At 66.8% G+C, this 16,198-nt stretch carries 17 protein-coding genes and 1 riboswitch; of the genes, 12 read left to right on the top strand and 5 right to left on the bottom strand.

The window, feature by feature from the left end; all coding sequences use genetic code 11:
- The first annotated feature begins 65 nt into the window (after positions 1–65).
- Positions 66–157: riboswitch (glycine riboswitch) on the top strand.
- A gap of 156 nt (positions 158–313) precedes the next feature.
- From gcvT to A6F68_RS14215, 5 genes are read left to right on the top strand one after another with little or no spacing between them, the layout of a single operon-like run.
- Positions 314–1,459, top strand: coding sequence for a glycine cleavage system aminomethyltransferase GcvT (gene gcvT / locus A6F68_RS14235; RefSeq protein WP_074428327.1), 1,146 nt, complete (start codon positions 314–316; stop codon positions 1,457–1,459).
- On the top strand, positions 1,456–1,827 hold the full coding sequence (gcvH, locus tag A6F68_RS14230; protein WP_067681583.1) for a glycine cleavage system protein GcvH: 372 nt from the start codon (positions 1,456–1,458) through the stop codon (positions 1,825–1,827). The genes gcvT and gcvH overlap by 4 nt, the downstream gene beginning before the upstream one ends.
- An 11-nt stretch (positions 1,828–1,838) precedes the next feature.
- Positions 1,839–3,200 carry an aminomethyl-transferring glycine dehydrogenase subunit GcvPA gene (gene gcvPA / locus A6F68_RS14225; protein ID WP_067681580.1) on the top strand — a complete coding sequence of 454 codons (1,362 nt, stop codon included), beginning with the start codon at positions 1,839–1,841 and terminating at the stop codon, positions 3,198–3,200.
- Positions 3,197–4,792 (top strand): aminomethyl-transferring glycine dehydrogenase subunit GcvPB, encoded by a 1,596-nt coding sequence (gcvPB, locus tag A6F68_RS14220; protein ID WP_067681577.1) that lies wholly within the window; start codon positions 3,197–3,199, stop codon positions 4,790–4,792. Before gcvPA ends, gcvPB begins: the two co-directional genes overlap by 4 nt.
- Before the next feature lie 6 nt (positions 4,793–4,798).
- Positions 4,799–5,281, top strand: coding sequence for an ABA4-like family protein (locus tag A6F68_RS14215; RefSeq protein ID WP_067681574.1), 483 nt, complete (start codon positions 4,799–4,801; stop codon positions 5,279–5,281).
- Positions 5,282–5,343: 62 nt separating this feature from the next.
- Here A6F68_RS14215 and A6F68_RS14210 read toward each other — a convergent pair whose 3' ends face one another.
- Together A6F68_RS14210 and A6F68_RS14205 are read right to left on the bottom strand one after the other, a co-directional pair.
- On the bottom strand, positions 5,344–5,472 hold the full coding sequence (locus A6F68_RS14210) for an entericidin A/B family lipoprotein (protein WP_067682755.1): 129 nt from the start codon (positions 5,470–5,472) through the stop codon (positions 5,344–5,346).
- A 72-nt stretch (positions 5,473–5,544) separates the two neighbouring features.
- Positions 5,545–6,453, bottom strand: coding sequence for a DMT family transporter (locus A6F68_RS14205; protein ID WP_067681571.1), 909 nt, complete (start codon positions 6,451–6,453; stop codon positions 5,545–5,547).
- A gap of 54 nt (positions 6,454–6,507) precedes the next feature.
- Between A6F68_RS14205 and A6F68_RS14200 the strand changes: the two genes are divergently transcribed.
- Complete coding sequence (locus A6F68_RS14200) at positions 6,508–6,738, top strand: hypothetical protein (RefSeq protein WP_067681568.1); 231 nt, start codon at positions 6,508–6,510, stop codon at positions 6,736–6,738.
- 10 nt (positions 6,739–6,748) lie between these two features.
- Here A6F68_RS14200 and A6F68_RS15115 read toward each other — a convergent pair whose 3' ends face one another.
- The 3 genes from A6F68_RS15115 to A6F68_RS14190 form a co-directional block, all read right to left on the bottom strand.
- On the bottom strand, positions 6,749–6,892 hold the full coding sequence (locus A6F68_RS15115; protein WP_157096757.1) for a hypothetical protein: 144 nt from the start codon (positions 6,890–6,892) through the stop codon (positions 6,749–6,751).
- Positions 6,893–6,995: 103 nt separating this feature from the next.
- Positions 6,996–8,513 (bottom strand): CpaF family protein, encoded by a 1,518-nt coding sequence (locus tag A6F68_RS14195; RefSeq protein WP_198152627.1) that lies wholly within the window; start codon positions 8,511–8,513, stop codon positions 6,996–6,998.
- A gap of 122 nt (positions 8,514–8,635) precedes the next feature.
- The gene (locus A6F68_RS14190) at positions 8,636–10,162 is read right to left on the bottom strand and encodes a hypothetical protein (protein ID WP_067681561.1); all 1,527 of its coding nucleotides are present in this window, start codon (positions 10,160–10,162) and stop codon (positions 8,636–8,638) included.
- 143 nt (positions 10,163–10,305) lie between these two features.
- On the opposite strand from A6F68_RS14190, the gene A6F68_RS14185 reads away from it, so the two are divergent.
- From A6F68_RS14185 to glmS, 6 genes are read left to right on the top strand one after another with little or no spacing between them, the layout of a single operon-like run.
- A complete protein-coding gene (locus A6F68_RS14185; RefSeq protein WP_067681558.1) occupies positions 10,306–11,418 on the top strand; it encodes an acyltransferase in 1,113 nt (370 codons plus the stop codon).
- Positions 11,415–12,554, top strand: a complete 1,140-nt coding sequence (locus A6F68_RS14180) for an acyltransferase family protein (protein WP_074428326.1) — start codon at positions 11,415–11,417, stop codon at positions 12,552–12,554. Before A6F68_RS14185 ends, A6F68_RS14180 begins: the two co-directional genes overlap by 4 nt.
- 58 nt (positions 12,555–12,612) lie before the next feature.
- Entirely contained in the window at positions 12,613–13,518 is a 906-nt protein-coding gene (locus A6F68_RS14175) for a DMT family transporter (protein WP_067681553.1), read from the top strand.
- A 35-nt stretch (positions 13,519–13,553) separates the two neighbouring features.
- Complete coding sequence (locus tag A6F68_RS14170; RefSeq protein WP_067681550.1) at positions 13,554–13,931, top strand: ribbon-helix-helix domain-containing protein; 378 nt, start codon at positions 13,554–13,556, stop codon at positions 13,929–13,931.
- Entirely contained in the window at positions 13,928–14,308 is a 381-nt protein-coding gene (locus A6F68_RS14165; protein WP_067681547.1) for a PIN domain-containing protein, read from the top strand. The genes A6F68_RS14170 and A6F68_RS14165 overlap by 4 nt, the downstream gene beginning before the upstream one ends.
- 17 nt (positions 14,309–14,325) lie before the next feature.
- Entirely contained in the window at positions 14,326–16,149 is a 1,824-nt protein-coding gene (gene glmS, locus A6F68_RS14160) for a glutamine--fructose-6-phosphate transaminase (isomerizing) (protein ID WP_067681544.1), read from the top strand.
- The last annotated feature ends 49 nt before the right edge of the window (positions 16,150–16,198 follow it).

Genomic DNA, 16,198 nt, shown 5'->3' with positions numbered 1-16,198 from the left:
CGCCTTCGCGATTGACCGAATCCTTCCGCTCGCGCAGGGCGTGCGCGTCGCCGGGGGAAACCTCGACGTCCGCCATGGGAGAGAGCGGGTCCTCGCATCCGCCGCCGAAGGAGCAACCGCCCCGGAAACTCTCAGGCCAAAGGACCGTGGCGGGCCGTGCGATACTCTGGAAAGCGCTCCTTCCGGCTGGGTTGGAGCCACCGACGGTGTAAGCCGGAGCGATCCGGCCAAACTCTCAGGTTTCCCGACAGAGGGGGTAGCGGTTCCAAGGTGTCCCGTCCGGGCGCCGGCCGCGCTGTCGGGGTATGCACGCTTGAGCGAAACCGAAGACCAGGTCGAAACCCAGATGCTGCCGCTCGACGGCTGGCACCGCGCCCGCGGGGCGCGCATGGTCCCGTTCGCGGGCTACGAAATGCCGATCCAGTATGAGGGCATCATGGCCGAGCACGAATGGGCCCGCACGCACGCGGGGCTGTTCGATGTCAGCCACATGGGTCAGCTCATCGTCGAGGGCGATGGTGCGGCCGAAGCGCTCGAGGCGATCATGCCGGGGGACTTCAGCGCGCTGAAGCCCGGCCGCATCCGCTATTCGCTGCTGCTGGCCGAGGACGGCGGGATTCTCGACGACCTGATGGTGACCAACGTCACCGAGAGCGAGGGTGCCACCCCGCGCTACTACGTCGTGGTCAACGGCGCGACGAAGTGGGACGACATCGGCTTCCTTCGCGAGCACCTGCCCGACGAGATTACGCTGAACCATCTCGATGATCGGGGCCTGCTTGCCTTGCAGGGTCCGGAGGCTGCTGCGGTGCTCGACACGCTGGTTCCGGGCGTCGCCGACGAGCTGTCGTTCATGCAGGGCACCAGCCGCGAATGGAACGGCGCGCCGCTCGGCATCGGGCGCGGCGGCTATACCGGCGAGGACGGCTTCGAGCTGTCCTACCCGGCCGACAAGCTCGAAGACCTCGCCAATGCCCTCGTCGCAGACGAGCGGGTCCGCCCGATCGGCCTCGGCGCGCGCGACTCGCTGCGGCTCGAGGCCGGGCTTCCACTCTACGGGCACGACCTCGACGAGTCGGTCGACCCGGTCGAAGGCAGTGCCGCGTTCGCGATCTCCAAGGCGCGGCGCGAGCAGGGCGGCTTCCACGGGGCGGAGCGCATCCTCGCCGCGCTTGCGAATGGTCCGGCGAAGAAGCTGGTCGGCTTCTCGGTCGAGGGCCGCATGCCGGTGCGCGAAGGCGCGCCTGTGTTTGCCGGCACCGAGGAGGTCGGACGGGTGACCTCAGGCGGCTTCGCGCCGACCGTCGGCGCGCCGATCGCGATGGGCTACGTCGCTGCCGCGTACACCGCGCCGGGCACCGCGCTCGAGGCCGAAGTCCGGGGCAAGCGCGTGCCGCTCACCGTCGCCCAAATGCCGTTCGTGCCACATCGCTATCATCGCAAAGGAGCTGCGAAATGACGCGTTACTTCACCGAGGATCATGAGTGGATCGAAGTCGACGGCGATACCGCCACCGTCGGCATCACCGACTATGCGCAGGGCCAACTCGGCGACATCGTTTTCGTCGAGGTGCCCGCCGGGGGCACCGCGCTGTCCAAGGGCGGCGAGGCCGCGGTGGTCGAGAGCGTCAAGGCGGCGAGCGACGTCTATTCGCCCGTCAGCGGCACCGTGACCGAGGGCAACCCGGCGCTCGAGGACGATCCCGCGCTCGTCAACACCGCGCCCGAAGGCGACGGCTGGTTCTTCAAGCTGACGATCACCGACGCCGGTGAACTCGACGGCCTGATGGACGAGGCCGCCTACAAGGCTTTCTGCGACACCCTCTGACGGGAAAACCGATGCGCTATCTTCCCCTGACCGACGCCGATCGCGGCGAGATGCTGAACGTGATCGGCGCGCCGTCGATCGACGCGCTGTTTGCCGACGTGCCGGATGGCCTGCACCTCGACGGCCCGATCGAGGGCCTGCCGCTCCACGCGAGCGAGATGGCGGTCGAGCGGCACATGCGGGCGCTGTCGAAGAAGAACCTCGCCGCGGCCGATGCGGCGTTCTTCTGCGGGGCGGGGGCCTATCGCCACCACGTGCCGGCGACGGTCGACCACCTGATCCAGCGTGGCGAGTTCCTGACCGCCTACACCCCCTACCAGCCCGAGATCGCGCAGGGCACGCTCCAGATGCTGTTCGAGTTCCAGAGCCAGGTCGCGCGGCTCTACGGCTGCGCAGTGGCGAATGCTTCGATGTACGACGGCTCGACCGCGTGCTGGGAAGCGGTCGCGATGGCGGGGCGGGTGACGAAGAAGAAGCGCGTGGTCCTGTCTGGCGCGCTGCATCCGCACTACGCCGAGACCGTCCGGACGATGGCCAAGTTCACCGAGGATGAGATCGCGGGCGCGCTACCCTCGATCCAGGGCGCTCCGGACCTGGAAGGCCTGATCGCGCGGATCGACGACGCCACCAGCTGCGTGGTGGTGCAATACCCCGACATCCTCGGGCGCGTCTTCGACATGACCCCGCTGGCGGAGGCAGCACACGCGAAGGGCGCGCTGCTGATCGCCGTGAACACCGAGCCGGTCGCGCTGGGGGCGGTGAAGTCGCCCGGCGAGATGGGCGCGGACATCGTGGTCGGCGAGGGGCAGTCGCTCGGCGTGGGCCTCCAGTTCGGCGGGCCGTACCTCGGCCTGTTCGCGGTGCGCGATCCCAAGCACGTGCGCCAGATGCCGGGCCGGCTCTGCGGCGAGACGGTCGATGCCGAGGGTAAGCGGGGGTTCGTGCTGACGCTTTCCACCCGTGAGCAGCACATCCGCCGCGAGAAGGCGACGAGCAACATCTGCACCAACTCGGGGCTGTGTGCGCTGGCGTTCACGATCCACCTGACGCTTCTCGGCGAGAAGGGGCTGCGGCAACTCGCTGCGGAGAACCATCGCTTGGCGTGCTTGGCCGCGGACAAGCTCGCCACTGTGCCGGGCGTGACCGTCCTGAACGATGCGTTCTTCAACGAATTCACCGTCATGCTGCCGGCCGATGCACGGCAGGTCGTCCGTACGCTGGCGGAACGCAAGGTGCTGGCGGGCGTCTCGCTCGGCCGCCTGTTCCCGGGCGTGGACGCGCTGTCGAACGGCCTCGTGGTCGCGGTGACCGAAACGACATCAGAGGAGGATATCGAAACCCTCTGCTCCGCGCTCAAGGAGGTGCTGGCATGAACGCGCCCAATAAGAGCGGCTGGCGGCCCGCGCTCACCCTCGACCGCCGCGAAGGCCAGACGACCGCGACCGGCAACCGCGCGCTCATGCTCGAGGAACCGCTGATCTTCGAGATCGGCACATGCGAGACGACCGGCGTCGACCTCCCCGAAGCCACCGCCGGCGCCAATCGCCTTGGCGGGATGGCGCGCGAGGCGGAGATCGGCCTCCCGGGCCTGTCGGAGCCCGAAACGGTGCGCCATTACACTCGGCTCAGCCGCCAGAACTATGCCATCGACCTCGGGCTGTTCCCGCTCGGGTCGTGCACGATGAAGCACAATCCGCGCCTGAACGAAAAGGTCGCCCGGATGCCCGGCTTCGCCGATGTCCATCCGCTCCAACCGATCGACACCGTGCAGGGCGCGCTCGGCGTCATCAACGAGCTCGCAAGCTGGCTGATCCGGCTCACCGGCATGCGCGGCGTGGCGATGACGCCCAAGGCCGGCGCGCACGGCGAGCTGTGCGGCATCCTGTGCATCCGCGCCGCGCTGGAGGCCAAGGGCGACGCGCGCGAGGTGATCCTGGTGCCCGAGAGCGCGCACGGCACCAATCCCGCCACCGCCGCCTTCGCCGGTTACCGGGTGGAGGACATTCCCGCCACCGCCGAGGGGCGCGTCGACCTGGCGGCGCTGAAGGCGCGGCTGGGGCCCGACGTTGCCGGGGTGATGATCACCAACCCCAACACCTGCGGGCTGTTCGAGCGCGATCTCAAGGAAATTTCCGACGCGGTCCACGCGGCGGGCGGCTACGTCTATTGCGACGGGGCGAACTTCAACGCGATCGTCGGCCGGGTGCGCCCGGGCGACCTCGGTGTCGACGCGATGCACATCAACCTGCACAAGACCTTTTCCACCCCGCACGGCGGCGGTGGGCCTGGATCCGGGCCGGTGGTGCTTTCAGAGGCGCTGTGCCCCTACGGCCCGCTGCCCTTCACCGAGCTCCACGCCGACGGCACGCTGACGCTGGTGGAGGAGGAAACCGGCGGCGAGCGCCAGCCCCACGCCTTCGGTCGCCTGTCGGCGTTCCACGGCCAGATGGGCATGTTCACCCGCGCGCTGGCCTATATCCTCAGCCACGGCGCCGACGGGCTGCGCCAGGTCTCGGGCGACGCGGTGCTCAACGCCAACTACCTGCTGCGCAGCCTGGAGGATGTGCTCGATGCGCCGTTCGGCCACAGCGGACCGTGCATGCACGAGGCGCTGTTCTCGGACAAAGGCTTCGCCGAAGGTCTCACGACGCTCGATCTCGCCAAGGGGATGATCGACGAGGGGTTCCACCCGATGACGATGTACTTCCCGCTGGTCGTCCACGGCGCGATGCTCGTCGAACCGACCGAGACGGAAAGCAAGGCCGGCCTCGACCAGTTGGTGCTCGCGATGCGTTCGCTGGCCGAGCGGGCGAGGGCGGGCGACGAAAGCCTCAAGAACGCCCCGATCCACGCGCCGCGCCGCCGTCTCGACGAGACCCTCGCGGCGAGGAAGCCGGTGCTGGCGTGGAGCGAGCCCCAGGTGCCCGCGGGCACGCCGACGCTGAGCGAACAGGGCGGGAGCTGACCGGTCATGTGGCAGGGCGTCTTCGGCTTCACCAACGTGGTCGCCCTGCTGGCATGGGCGGTGCTGGTCCTCGCGCCGCGCAAGCCATTGCCGCTCGCCTACGTGCTCTACGGCGGCGTGGCGATGCTGTGTCTTGCCTATGCCGCCATGTTCGTCGGGCTGGTGACCATGCTGGTCGACCCCGTGCGCGATCCGGGGCTCGCGGAGCCGGACCTCCTAAACTATTCCGTCGTCGGCCTGAAGGACCTGTTCCGGTCCGAAGGTGCGATCGTCCTGGGGTGGACGCACTACCTTGCGCTCGACCTCTTTACGGGTCTTTGGATCGCTCGCGATGCCGACGCGAAGGGATTTTCGCGCGTTTTCCAGGCGCCGTTCCTTGTGCTGACCTTCATGGCCGGCCCGCTGGGGTTACTTGTCTGGCTGCTCGTCCGCGAACGCCGCGCACGCAAGAGCGGCTGGACCCGCTCAGGAAAAACGCCCGCCGGCTGAACCGACGGGCGCCTTTTGCGACCACGAGAGGCTTTTGCCCTGTCTTGCGTGGCTATCGTTCGTCAGATGGCGCGATCGCCAGCCTCGCCGACCGACTCGATGTCGCGGCCCAGGCCCTTGACGGTGTTGCAGGCGGTAGCGGTGAACGTGATCGCCGCGACGCCGAGAGCGATGATCAGTTTCTTCGCCATGTTGGTGTCCTTCTTGTCAATTCGGATCGCCAATGCTCGACCGAATGAACGGCGGGGTCAAGCGCAGGTTCCCTAGCTTCCGGTAATCGCCTGTCCGCGCTCGATGGCGAGGCGGTGCTCGCGCCATGCGATGACGAGCCCGGCGCCGACGATCAGCGGCGCTCCGAACCAGGTGGCGGCCGGCGGCAGCCGGTCGAAGACCCACCACCCGAACAGCGTGGCCCACACCAGCGACGAGTAATCCATCACGATCACGCTGGCGACCGCACCATAGCGGAGCGCGGCGGTGAGCAGGAACTGGCCGAGGAGGCCGAAGAGGCCGAGCCCGGCGAGGAGCATCCACTGGTATGGCGTGTGCGACGTCATCACGAACGGCATCGCCAATGCCAGGATCGGCAGGCTGAAGGCGGAGAACCAGAACACGATGGTCAGGGGGTGCTCGGTCCTGGAGAGATCGCGGATCTGGATCGAGATCAGGGCGATCGTGAACGCCGCGCCGAGCGACACCGCTGCCCCCAGCGGCGGTATGTGGCTCTGCCCCGGCTGGGCGATCACGAGCACGCCGGCAAAGCCAAGCAGCACCGCCGACCAGCGCCACAGGCCGACCCGCTCGCGCAGGAGCAGCGCGGACAGGATGACGGCCCAGATGGCAGTCGTGAAGCCGAGCGTCGTCGCTTCGGCCAGCGGCAACAGGGTCACCGCGCCGAAATTGAGGAACATGCCGGTAAGGCCCAGTACCGCGCGCCGGAAGTGGGCCCCCATCCGCTCGCTCCTGAGCCTCGTAAGCTCTCGCCGCATGCCGAACCACAGGAGAAGAACCGGGATCGTCGGCAGTTGCCGCCAGAACAGGGTCTCGGTCAGCGTGACGCCGGATTCGGTCACCAGCTTGACGAAGACCAGCATGACCGACAGCACGAAGGCCGCACCGAGGCGGATGAGCAGCGCCAGCTGCGGTCTCTGCGCGGATGGCGGATGGCTCACACGGACGCTCTAGGCCCTCTGGCAGCGGGCGCAACGCATCCCATATTGCGGGCCATGAAGCTGCCCGATGTCCTTTTGTTTGCCAGCGACGCGGAAGTCGCCGCGCTCGCGGGGGCGGCCTCGCTCGTCCTTGCGATCGGTTGCCTGCTTATGGAGCGCAGGCGCGTGAAGCGCGCCGCGATCGACCGCGTGGGATGGGTGCCCTGGACGGGCCTCTTCCTGATGTTCGCAGTGGTGGGCGGCGGCCTGATCGCGCTCGGCCTGCCTGCTTGGATCAGGGGTTAGTGCACCTGCCTCAGGCGGCCGTTTCGGTCCGCTCGCGCGACTTGCGGTGGGAGCTCATGTAGAGCGCCTCGAAGCGGCTCTGCTTGTCGCGTTGCCGACGCGAACCCCGCTGCTGTCGTTTGAGGTCAGCCTGCCAATTGAATATCCGAAGCATTGGTCCCATCCTTGATGGACCATCCTATACCACTCCGCGCGGACCGGAGATTGTAGGAAGCCGACGCTTCGCTTGTAAGATTCCGACCGACCTGTGGAAAAACCTAGAGGCACGCCTCGAGGTATGCCTGGTCGAAGCCGAACTGGCGGGCCTTTTCCAGCGTGTAGGGGCGCAGGCCTGAAGAGCGGAACTCGCCGAGGATCTTCCCGTCCTCGCTCTCGTCGAGATACTCGAACTTGAACAGTTCCTGCGTCACGATCACGTCGCCTTCCATGCCGATCACCTCGGTCACGTTGGTCGTGCGGCGCGAACCGTCGCGAAGGCGCTTGACCTGCACGATCAGGTCGACCGATTCCGCGATCTGGCGGCTGATGGCTTCCTTCGGGATCTTGATGTCGCCCATCAGGATCATGTTCTCCATACGGCCGAGGCACTCGCGCGGGCTGTTGGCGTGGAGCGTACACATCGAACCGTCGTGACCGGTGTTCATCGCGGCGAGGAGGTCGAAGCACTCAGCGCCGCGGATTTCGCCCAGGATGATCCGGTCCGGGCGCATACGCAGGGCGTTCTTCACGAGGTCGCCGATGGTGATCGCGCCCTGGCCCTCGAGGTTCGGCGGGCGGGTTTCCAGCGGCAGCCAGTGCGGCTGCTGCAGGCGGAGTTCCGCCGCGTCCTCGATCGTCAGCACGCGCTCGCCCGGGTCGATCATCTTCGACAGGGCGTTGAGCATGGTCGTCTTGCCCGAACCGGTACCGCCCGAGATGACGATGTTCATCCGGCACGCTCCGGCGATCTTGAGCGCGGTCGCCATCTTGTCGCTCATGCTGCCGAAGTCGCGCAGCATGTCGATGGTAATCGGCTTTTCGGAAAACTTACGAATCGAGATCGCGGTGCCGCGCAAGGAGAGCGGGGGGACGATCACGTTGACGCGGCTGCCGTCCTTAAGGCGGGCGTCGGCGAGCGGCGTGGTCTGGTCGACGCGGCGGCCGACCTGGTTCACGATGCGCTGGGCGATCTGGAACAGGTGCTGCTCGTCGCGGAACCGGATCGGCGCGATGATCAGCTTGCCCTTCTTTTCGATGTAGGTCTGGTCGGGCCCGTTGACCATGATGTCGCTGACGTCGGGGTCGTTGAGCAGCTCTTCCAGCGGACCGAAGCCGAGCAGCTCGTCGATCAGCACCTTTTCCAGCGCGAACTGTTCGCGCCGGTTGAGGGTGACCTTGAGCTCGGCGAGCACCTCGAGGATGATCGGACGGAATTCTTCCGACAACTCGTCCTTGGTCAGCGTGGCCGCCGCTTCGGGGTCGACGCGCTCGAGCAGGCGCGGGAGCACCTGTTCCTTGATCTTGTGGACGCTGGCTTCGAAGCCGCCGACCTGCTGCTGCTCGTGGACCGCGTTGGCGCGATCCGCGAGGCGGGTCATGGCGTCCGATTGCTTGGCCTCGGCGCCTTGCGGCGAGAACGATTCTTCGGCGGGAAGTGGCGGGAACTGATCGCCGCCGCCGGGCACAGGCGCATTTGCGGCGGGAACTGCCCCCTTCATCGGGCGCGCGACGCCGAACGAGGGACGGGCTCCCGGGTTCATCCCGGCGGGACCGTTCTTTCGTCCGAATGCACTCATCGATGAATTCCTTAAGCCATGTAGGTCGCGTCGCTCGCCAGCACCGGTACAAGGGGCCAACGCCGCACTTCCTGGGAACGTGAATATCCCGGAAAGGTTGTTTTTTCCCTAAGTCGCGGCGTTCAGGGAAGCCGGGTGAACGGGCGACGCCCCGGCACGCAGGGGGGTAAGGAAACGGGCCGTTCGGGTTCGTTAGGACCGACCTGATAGATGCGGAACGACAATCCGTCGTATCCACGCGGGATGAACGCGACGGGCTTCAGGATGTCGTCCCTGATCGGGTCGAGATTCAGTTCGGTTAGTAGGTAGTGCTTGCCGCGCAGCACGCCCATTCGCCGGAAATACCGGGCCACCTGCCGCGGGGTCTCCAAGTCGCTGTATTTGTTCCATCGCACGAAGCTCTGCATGCAGTGCAGCTCGGTGCGCTCGAATTCCATTCCCGTCATCGCCGAGATGCCCTGGGCGCGGTTGACGGTGAAGACCGTCCAGTGCTTGTCGCGCAGGCCCAGACGTTCGATTTCGCGGGCGGCGAGATGGGCGGTGTCGAAGGGCCAGACGAAACTGATCGCCGCAACCGCGAGTCCGCACGCCGAGGCGACCGCGAGCCACAATCTGAAAGCCGGGCCCGGCCGCTCGCCCCTGGCCCGCATGCGCCACTTGAGCGCGATGAACAGGATCGCGATCAGCATCAGGTGACGCGCGGACAGCTGATACACGAGCTGCGAGAAGACGGCGGTCAGCAGCACGAAGGCGAACAGTATGATGCGGTACAGTGCCTCGCGCTCGGTTTCCCTCCACGCCCAGTAGAGAAAGGCCACTCCGCCCCACGATGCGACTAGGAAATTCGGTGCGGCATCCCACTGCGGGATGACGGCACCCTGGAACGGCACCAGCAGAACGCCCATGGTGAACAGCCACTGCGCGAACGACTGGAACGGCGCGAGCAGGGCAATCGCCGGCTCCATGTCGGCGGCGGGGATGACGGACCATGCGGCGGCCGCTCCGCTGATCGCCCAGAGCGCCAGTCCGGGCACCCAGATGTCGCGTTCCTTGAGCTTCATGGCGACGAATGCGACGGAGAACACGCCGAAGAGGAAATCGCACATCGGCAGAATGGCGATCGGCAGCCACACCCACCGGCGCCGCCAGGTGCCCATGGCGATGACGATGGCGGCGACCCCGAGCGAAAGGCTGCGCGAGATCGTCATGTATTCGAACATGATGAATTCGCTGGTACACAACAGCAGCTTTTCGGCCCGGGTGAACGGACTGCCGAACAGGATCGCCGCGTGTGCCGCCACCGCGCAGCCGATCGCGGCTACCTTCAGCGTGGTCATCGGCTCCATGAAATAGGCGAGGCCGCGCAGGATGAAGTACCACAGCGGCGGATGCCCTTCGTAGCGCAACCAATCGAGCAACGTCGGGATGTCGGGCGCCTGCACAGTGAGCTGGATCGACTGGTACTCGTCGACGTGCGCGCGGTGCGTGAGGATGAGCGCAAGCTGCAGCGCCGCGAGCCCGGCAATCGCCAGCGCCCATGTCCGCGGATTCGCGAGACGCCGGTCGGCACCCCTGATTCGGCGGGTGACTTTCGCCCGTATGCCACGGATGCGGCGCGAACGCCGGATCGACTGTACGATACTTGTCAATTCTGCCCCCGACCCACTAACGTCGGCTACCCTGAAGATTTTCGGTTAATAGCCGGTTACCGGCGCTTCATCCGGGCAGGCGGGTGGAGGCGTCAAGTCGCGCCTTAGCACCGAATTAAGCTTTCCCGGCGATATCCGGGCGCATGATCGCGTTAACCAATAACTCGCCGCAGGAAGCATGCCCGCCCGTAGGGCCGGCGACGCTGCCGCGCGAGCGGCTGGCCTACATGGACGCATTCCGCGCGATGGCGATAGTTCAGGTGATCGCGGCGCATGTCTACGGCCTCGGCCTCGACGGGTCGCCCGTCAGCCCGATGACGCTGACAGTCCTTTCGCTTTTCAGTGGCGCGACGGCGCTTTTCGTTTTCATCTCGGGCTTCCTGTTCCAGATCGTCAACGCCGCGCGGTTCGACTACGGCCCGTACGTCATCGGAAAATGGCGCACGGTGTTCGTGCCGGCGCTCGCATGGATATTCGTCATCGGGCTGCTCGGGCTGGCTTTCGCCCCGGAGCGGGCAGCCGCCGTCCCGGGCGTGGGCCCCACGACGGGGTTGGTCGACCTGCTGAGCGATGCTTTCCTCTATGCGGTGTCGGACACGCCGATGTGGTACATCCCCTATCTGGCGGTGATCGTGGTGTTGGGGCCGGTCTTCGCGCTGACGGGGCGCCTCGGCCCGCGGGAAAAGGCGCTCGCCCTGCTGGCCGCGCTTGCGCTGGGCCTCGTGATCAACCGGCCGGTGAACGGGGCCCCGGGCGTCCAGAACTTCGCCTATTTCCTCTTCTACCTTCTCTTCGGAATCTTCGCGGCGCAGGAACGCGGCTGGCTGCTGCCCCGCCTCGCCCGTGCTGACGCCATCTGGGCGAGCGGGCTGGCCGCTGCGGCACTGGCCTGGCTCCAGGCCTTCGCGCACGGCCATACGATGCACGCGGGTGCCCCTTTCGAACCGATGGGGATCAATTTCCAGTACCTGCAGAAGGTCGCCCAGACCTGCTTCTTCCTGGGCTTGTTCTCGCGCTATTCCGGGCGGGTCGGGGCCCGCACGAAGATGCTCGCAGGGGTCAGCTTCGGTCTCTTCTTCCTGCATTACCCCTGGATCATGCTGCTCGAGCGTGGCGCGGTCGACCTGCGGGTGGATGGCTGGCCGCTGCTTTCGGTCTTAATCTCGACGGCGGTCGTCTTCGCGCTATCGTTCGCGTCGGTCCTCGGCCTGCGCAAGGGGCTCGGGAAACGGTCGAAATGGCTGGTCGGCGCATGACAGGCCCACGGCCATCGGGAGGTCAGCGGATCGAGACGATCCAGGTGCTCCGCGGGCTCGCGGCGCTCCTCGTGGTGTGGGTCCACGCGACCAATGTCGTGCAGTACCGGCCCGACATGGGCGCGTATGGCGAATGGCTGTCCCTGCCCGGTGTCAACGACCTCGGCGCGATCGGGGTGGATGTCTTCTTCGTCATCTCCGGATTCGCGATGGGATCGGCTGTGATGGCTGATCCGCAGCGGGGTGCCGCCCGCTTCCTGGCCGAACGCTTCGTACGGATCGTGCCCCTGTTCTGGCTGCTGAGCGTGGCTGCCGGGCTGGTGCTGTGGGCGATCGGAAGCCCCATCGAATGGATGGCGGTCGTCAACACGCTGACCATGCTGCCTATCGTGTTCCAGGAAACCTACGAACACCCTGTCCTCGCCGTCGGGTGGACGCTGGCGTTCGAGTGGATGTTCTACTGCATGCTGGCGGCCTGTCTGCTGGTGGCCCGCCGGCATGCCCTGGCTGCATGCTGCCTCGCGGCACTGGCGAGCGCGGCGATCGCGTTCCGCGGCGAGCAGCTGCTGCCGCTCGACAACCTCATGTTCAATGCGCTGTTCGCGGAATTCGCGGCCGGGTTGCTGCTCGCGTGGATCTTCCGCTCGGGCTGGCTGACACGGTCCGGAGTGACCGGGCCGGTCCTGCTGATCGGCGCCTTGGCGGGTGTCGGGTGGGCCGTGTGGAACGGCATCGGCGATGTCGCAAAGTCCGAGCTGATGTTCGTCGGCACGACGGACCGGGCACGATTGATATGGTGGGGCCTCCCCGCGATGGCGTTCACCGCCGGTGCGCTCGCGATGGGAGAGCGATGGCTCGACCGTCGGGGCGGCCGGGGACCGGGCTGGCGCTTCGCGCGCCTGATCGGCGATTCATCGTATTCGCTCTATCTCGTGCATTGGCCGCTGACGATGGCGGCCGAAAAGTGGCTCCCCGCGACCAGCCTACACGGGGAATGGACCATCGCCATCCTCACCGTGGTCAGCCTCGCCCTGGGGCTCGCGACCTATCGATTCCTCGAGCAGCCGCTGCTCTCGCTGTCGCGCAGGGCCGTGTTCGGGCCGGTCTGGCCGAGGGCGGCGGCGGTTCCCGCCTGACCGCGACGGATTTTTCGATGGCGGATGCGGTGCCGCTGCCATAGGGGCGGGCGCCGAGATGACCGCCGCCCGATCTTCGACCAACGATCGCAGCGGGTTGCTCGTGGCGCTTGCCGGCTTTGCCTTGCTGTCGGTCGGCGACGCGGTCGTGAAGTCGATCGCCGGCGAATGGCCGCCCACCGCTATTGCTGCGCTGCGCTATGTCCTTGGTGCAGCGGGGCTTTCGGCGATGCTGCTGGCGACCGAAGGGAGGGCGGCGTTCCGCTTCGTCCGCCCGGGCGCCCAGCTCGTGCGCGGGGCGAGCGTGGCGGTTGCGACGGTCGCGTTCTTCGGGTCGCTGCAGCTGATGCCGCTTGCGGAAGCCACCTCGATCGTGTTCGCCAGCCCGATCATCACAGCGGCGCTCGCACCGCTGGTGCTCCGCGAGCGCACCGGCCCGGCGACGTGGGCGGCGTGCCTGGTGGCTTTTGCCGGCGTGCTGATCGTGCTCCGCCCGAACCTCGCCCCGCTCGGGATCGCTGCTCTCCTGCCGCTGGTCTCGGCGTTCGCGATGAGCGCGCTGTTCATGGCGAACCGATCGGTCGCGGGCAGTGCCAGCGCGCTGGCGATGCAGGCGGTCCTGGCGCTGATCGCCGCACCCATCCTCATCCTTGCTGCAGCGGCAGGACATGCGTCCGGATTGCCGGCGCTCGCGATTTCCACCCCGTCGCTCGAGGTCGTGGCGAAATGCGCGTTTGTCGCGCTCAGCGCGAGCAGCGCGCACTGGCTGATCTACCTCGGTACGACGCGCGCGGGGGCCTCGCGGATCGCGCCGATGACGTATGTCCAGCTTCTGGTCGCCACTGCGCTCGGCTGGTGGTGGTTCGGCGACCGCCCCGACGCCATGGCAGTGGGTGGTGCCGCCCTGATCATCGGCGCGGGGTTGCTCCTGTGGCGGTGGGGCGGCCCCGAGCGACGCGCTTGACGGGCGTTGATATCATGATATGATATCGCGATATCATGACGCGAATCCTTGCCGACCTCCCCGACGACGACATCAGGTGGCTCGACCGCATCGCGGAAGAGCAGGGGCGATCGCGCGCCTCGGTCCTCCGGGATGCGGTGCGTGCCTATAAAGCCGAAGCCGAGGCCGACGATGACCTTGCGTGGCTCAAAGATGGGTTTGGAGCGTGGAAGCATCGCACGGATATCGGTGACGCCGTGAAGTGGCAGCGCCGCGAGCGGGCTGCCTCGACCCGTCCGTGGGATGACGACTACGAAGAGGTAAAGGCCGAATTTCCCGACCTGTTCGACGAGGAAGACGATCGTCAGCGCCAGATTTATCTCGACATGATCGCCGGCAAATATCCCGAACCGAAATCATCCGGTGGCCGGTGAGCGGTTTTTCGTTCGATACCAATATCCTTATCGACGCGCTTGCCGGACACGAACCGGCGGCGGCGGAAATCCGGCGTGCGGTGGCGTTCGGCTCGCGGGCATGGATCAGCCGGATGGTCTGGATCGAGGTGCTGTCGAAGGGCACGCCAGCCGAACTCAAGATGGCGGAACGCTTGTTATCGGGTTTCGCTATCGATGAGATCGACGCCGAGATCGGCGCACGTGCCGCGGCACTGCGACGCGAACGGTCCCGATTGCGCGCTGCCGATGCCATAATCCTTGCCAGTGCGCTCGTTCGCGGCCGCGTACTGGTGTCCCGCAACGTCAAGGATTTCCCGGCAAACATGCCGGGCATCCGCGTTCCCTACATTCTCTAGAACAAGGTCCATCGTCCATGTGCGGAATCATCGGTATCGTCGGAAAGGAAGAGGTCGCCGACCGGCTCGTCGACGGCCTCAGGCGCATGGAGTACCGCGGCTACGACAGTGCCGGGGTCTGCACGCTGTCCGGCGGCGAACTCGTCCGCCGCCGGGCCGAAGGCAAGCTGGCCAACCTCGTCCGCGAGCTCGAGCGCAATCCTGCACCCGGCACCGTCGGCATCGCCCACACGCGCTGGGCGACGCACGGCGCGCCGACCGCCAACAATGCCCACCCGCATGCCACGGGGCACGTCGCACTCGTCCACAACGGCATCATCGAGAACTTCAAGCCGCTGCGGGACGAGTTACTCGCCGCAGGTCGCACTTTGGAGAGCGAGACCGACAGCGAGGTCGTCGCGCATCTGATTTCCGCGGAAGTCGAAGGCGGCGCCGCTCCCGAAGAAGCGGTGCAGGCGGTCCTTCCGCGCCTGCGCGGGGCCTTTGCGCTGGCGATCGCGTTCCGCGACCATCCGGACATGCTGATCGGCGCGCGCCTCGGCTCGCCGCTGGTCGTTGGTTACGGCGAGGGCGAAACCTACCTCGGTTCCGATGCTCTCGCGCTGGCGCCTCTGACCCAGCAGATTTCCTATCTGGAAGAGGGCGACTGGGTGGTCGTCACCCGTGACGGCGCGCAAGTCTACGATGCCGAGAACACGCCGGTAGAGCGTGCGATCACCACCTCGGGCGCTTCGGCCGCGGCGGTCGAGAAGGGCAATTACCGGCACTACATGCAGAAGGAGATCTTCGAGCAGCCGACGGTGGTCGCCCAGACACTCCAGAGCTACATCCACCAGGCCGACAACAGGGTGGCGCTGCCCCAGATCGATTTCGACCTGTCGGCGGTCCGGCGGATCACCCTCGTGGCCTGCGGCACCTCGTTCTATGCCGGGATGGTGGCGAAGTACTGGTTCGAGACCTTCGCCCGCGTCCCGGTGGACATCGATGTCGCGAGCGAATTCCGTTACCGCGAGCCGCCGCTCGAGGAGGGCGGCCTTGCGCTGTTCATCAGCCAGAGCGGCGAGACTGCGGACACCCTTGCCGCGCTCCGGCATTGCAAGGCCAACGGCCAGACCATTGCGGTCGTCGTCAACGTGCCGACGAGTTCGATGGCGCGTGAGGCGGACCTATTGCTGCCGACGCATGCCGGGCCCGAGATCGGGGTGGCCAGTACCAAGGCATTCACCTGCCAGCTCGCCGTCCTCGCCGCGCTTGCCGCGCACCTCGCCGTCAAGAAGGGGCGGATGGACCGAGCCGAAGAACAGGAAGTCGTCCGCCACCTGCTCGAAGCCCCCGCCTGCCTCAACGCGGCGCTCGATCACGACGAGGACATCGCCGGCATGGCGCACCTGATCGCCCCGGCACGCGACGTGCTCTACCTGGGCCGCGGCCCGGACTACCCGCTAGCCTTGGAAGGGGCACTGAAGCTCAAGGAAATCAGCTACATCCATGCCGAAGGATATGCATCGGGCGAGATGAAGCACGGGCCGATCGCGCTGATCGACGAATCGGTCCCGGTCATCGTGCTCGCGCCGTCCGGCCCCCTGTTCGAGAAGACCGTTTCCAACATGCAGGAAGTGCGTGCGCGCGGCGGCAAGATCGTCCTGATCAGCGACGAGCAGGGTCTGCAGGAGGCCGGCGAGGGCTGTCTTGCGACGATCCAGATGCCCCGTGTCCACCCGCTCATCGCGCCGCTGGTCTATGCCGTGCCGGTCCAGCTGCTGGCGTACCACGTCGCCTGCGCCAAGGGCACCGACGTCGACCAGCCGCGCAATCTCGCCAAGTCGGTAACGGTGGAGTAAACTGCTCGGCCAGCTTTCGCTACTCCGGCGACTCGCGCGCCGGGGCCCC

The organism is Tsuneonella dongtanensis, assembly GCF_001698205.1.
Taxonomy (GTDB): Bacteria; Pseudomonadota; Alphaproteobacteria; order Sphingomonadales; family Sphingomonadaceae; genus Tsuneonella; species Tsuneonella dongtanensis.
The sequence above is the reverse complement of the archived record's forward strand: the minus strand, read 5'-3'. Positions and strand labels throughout refer to the sequence as shown.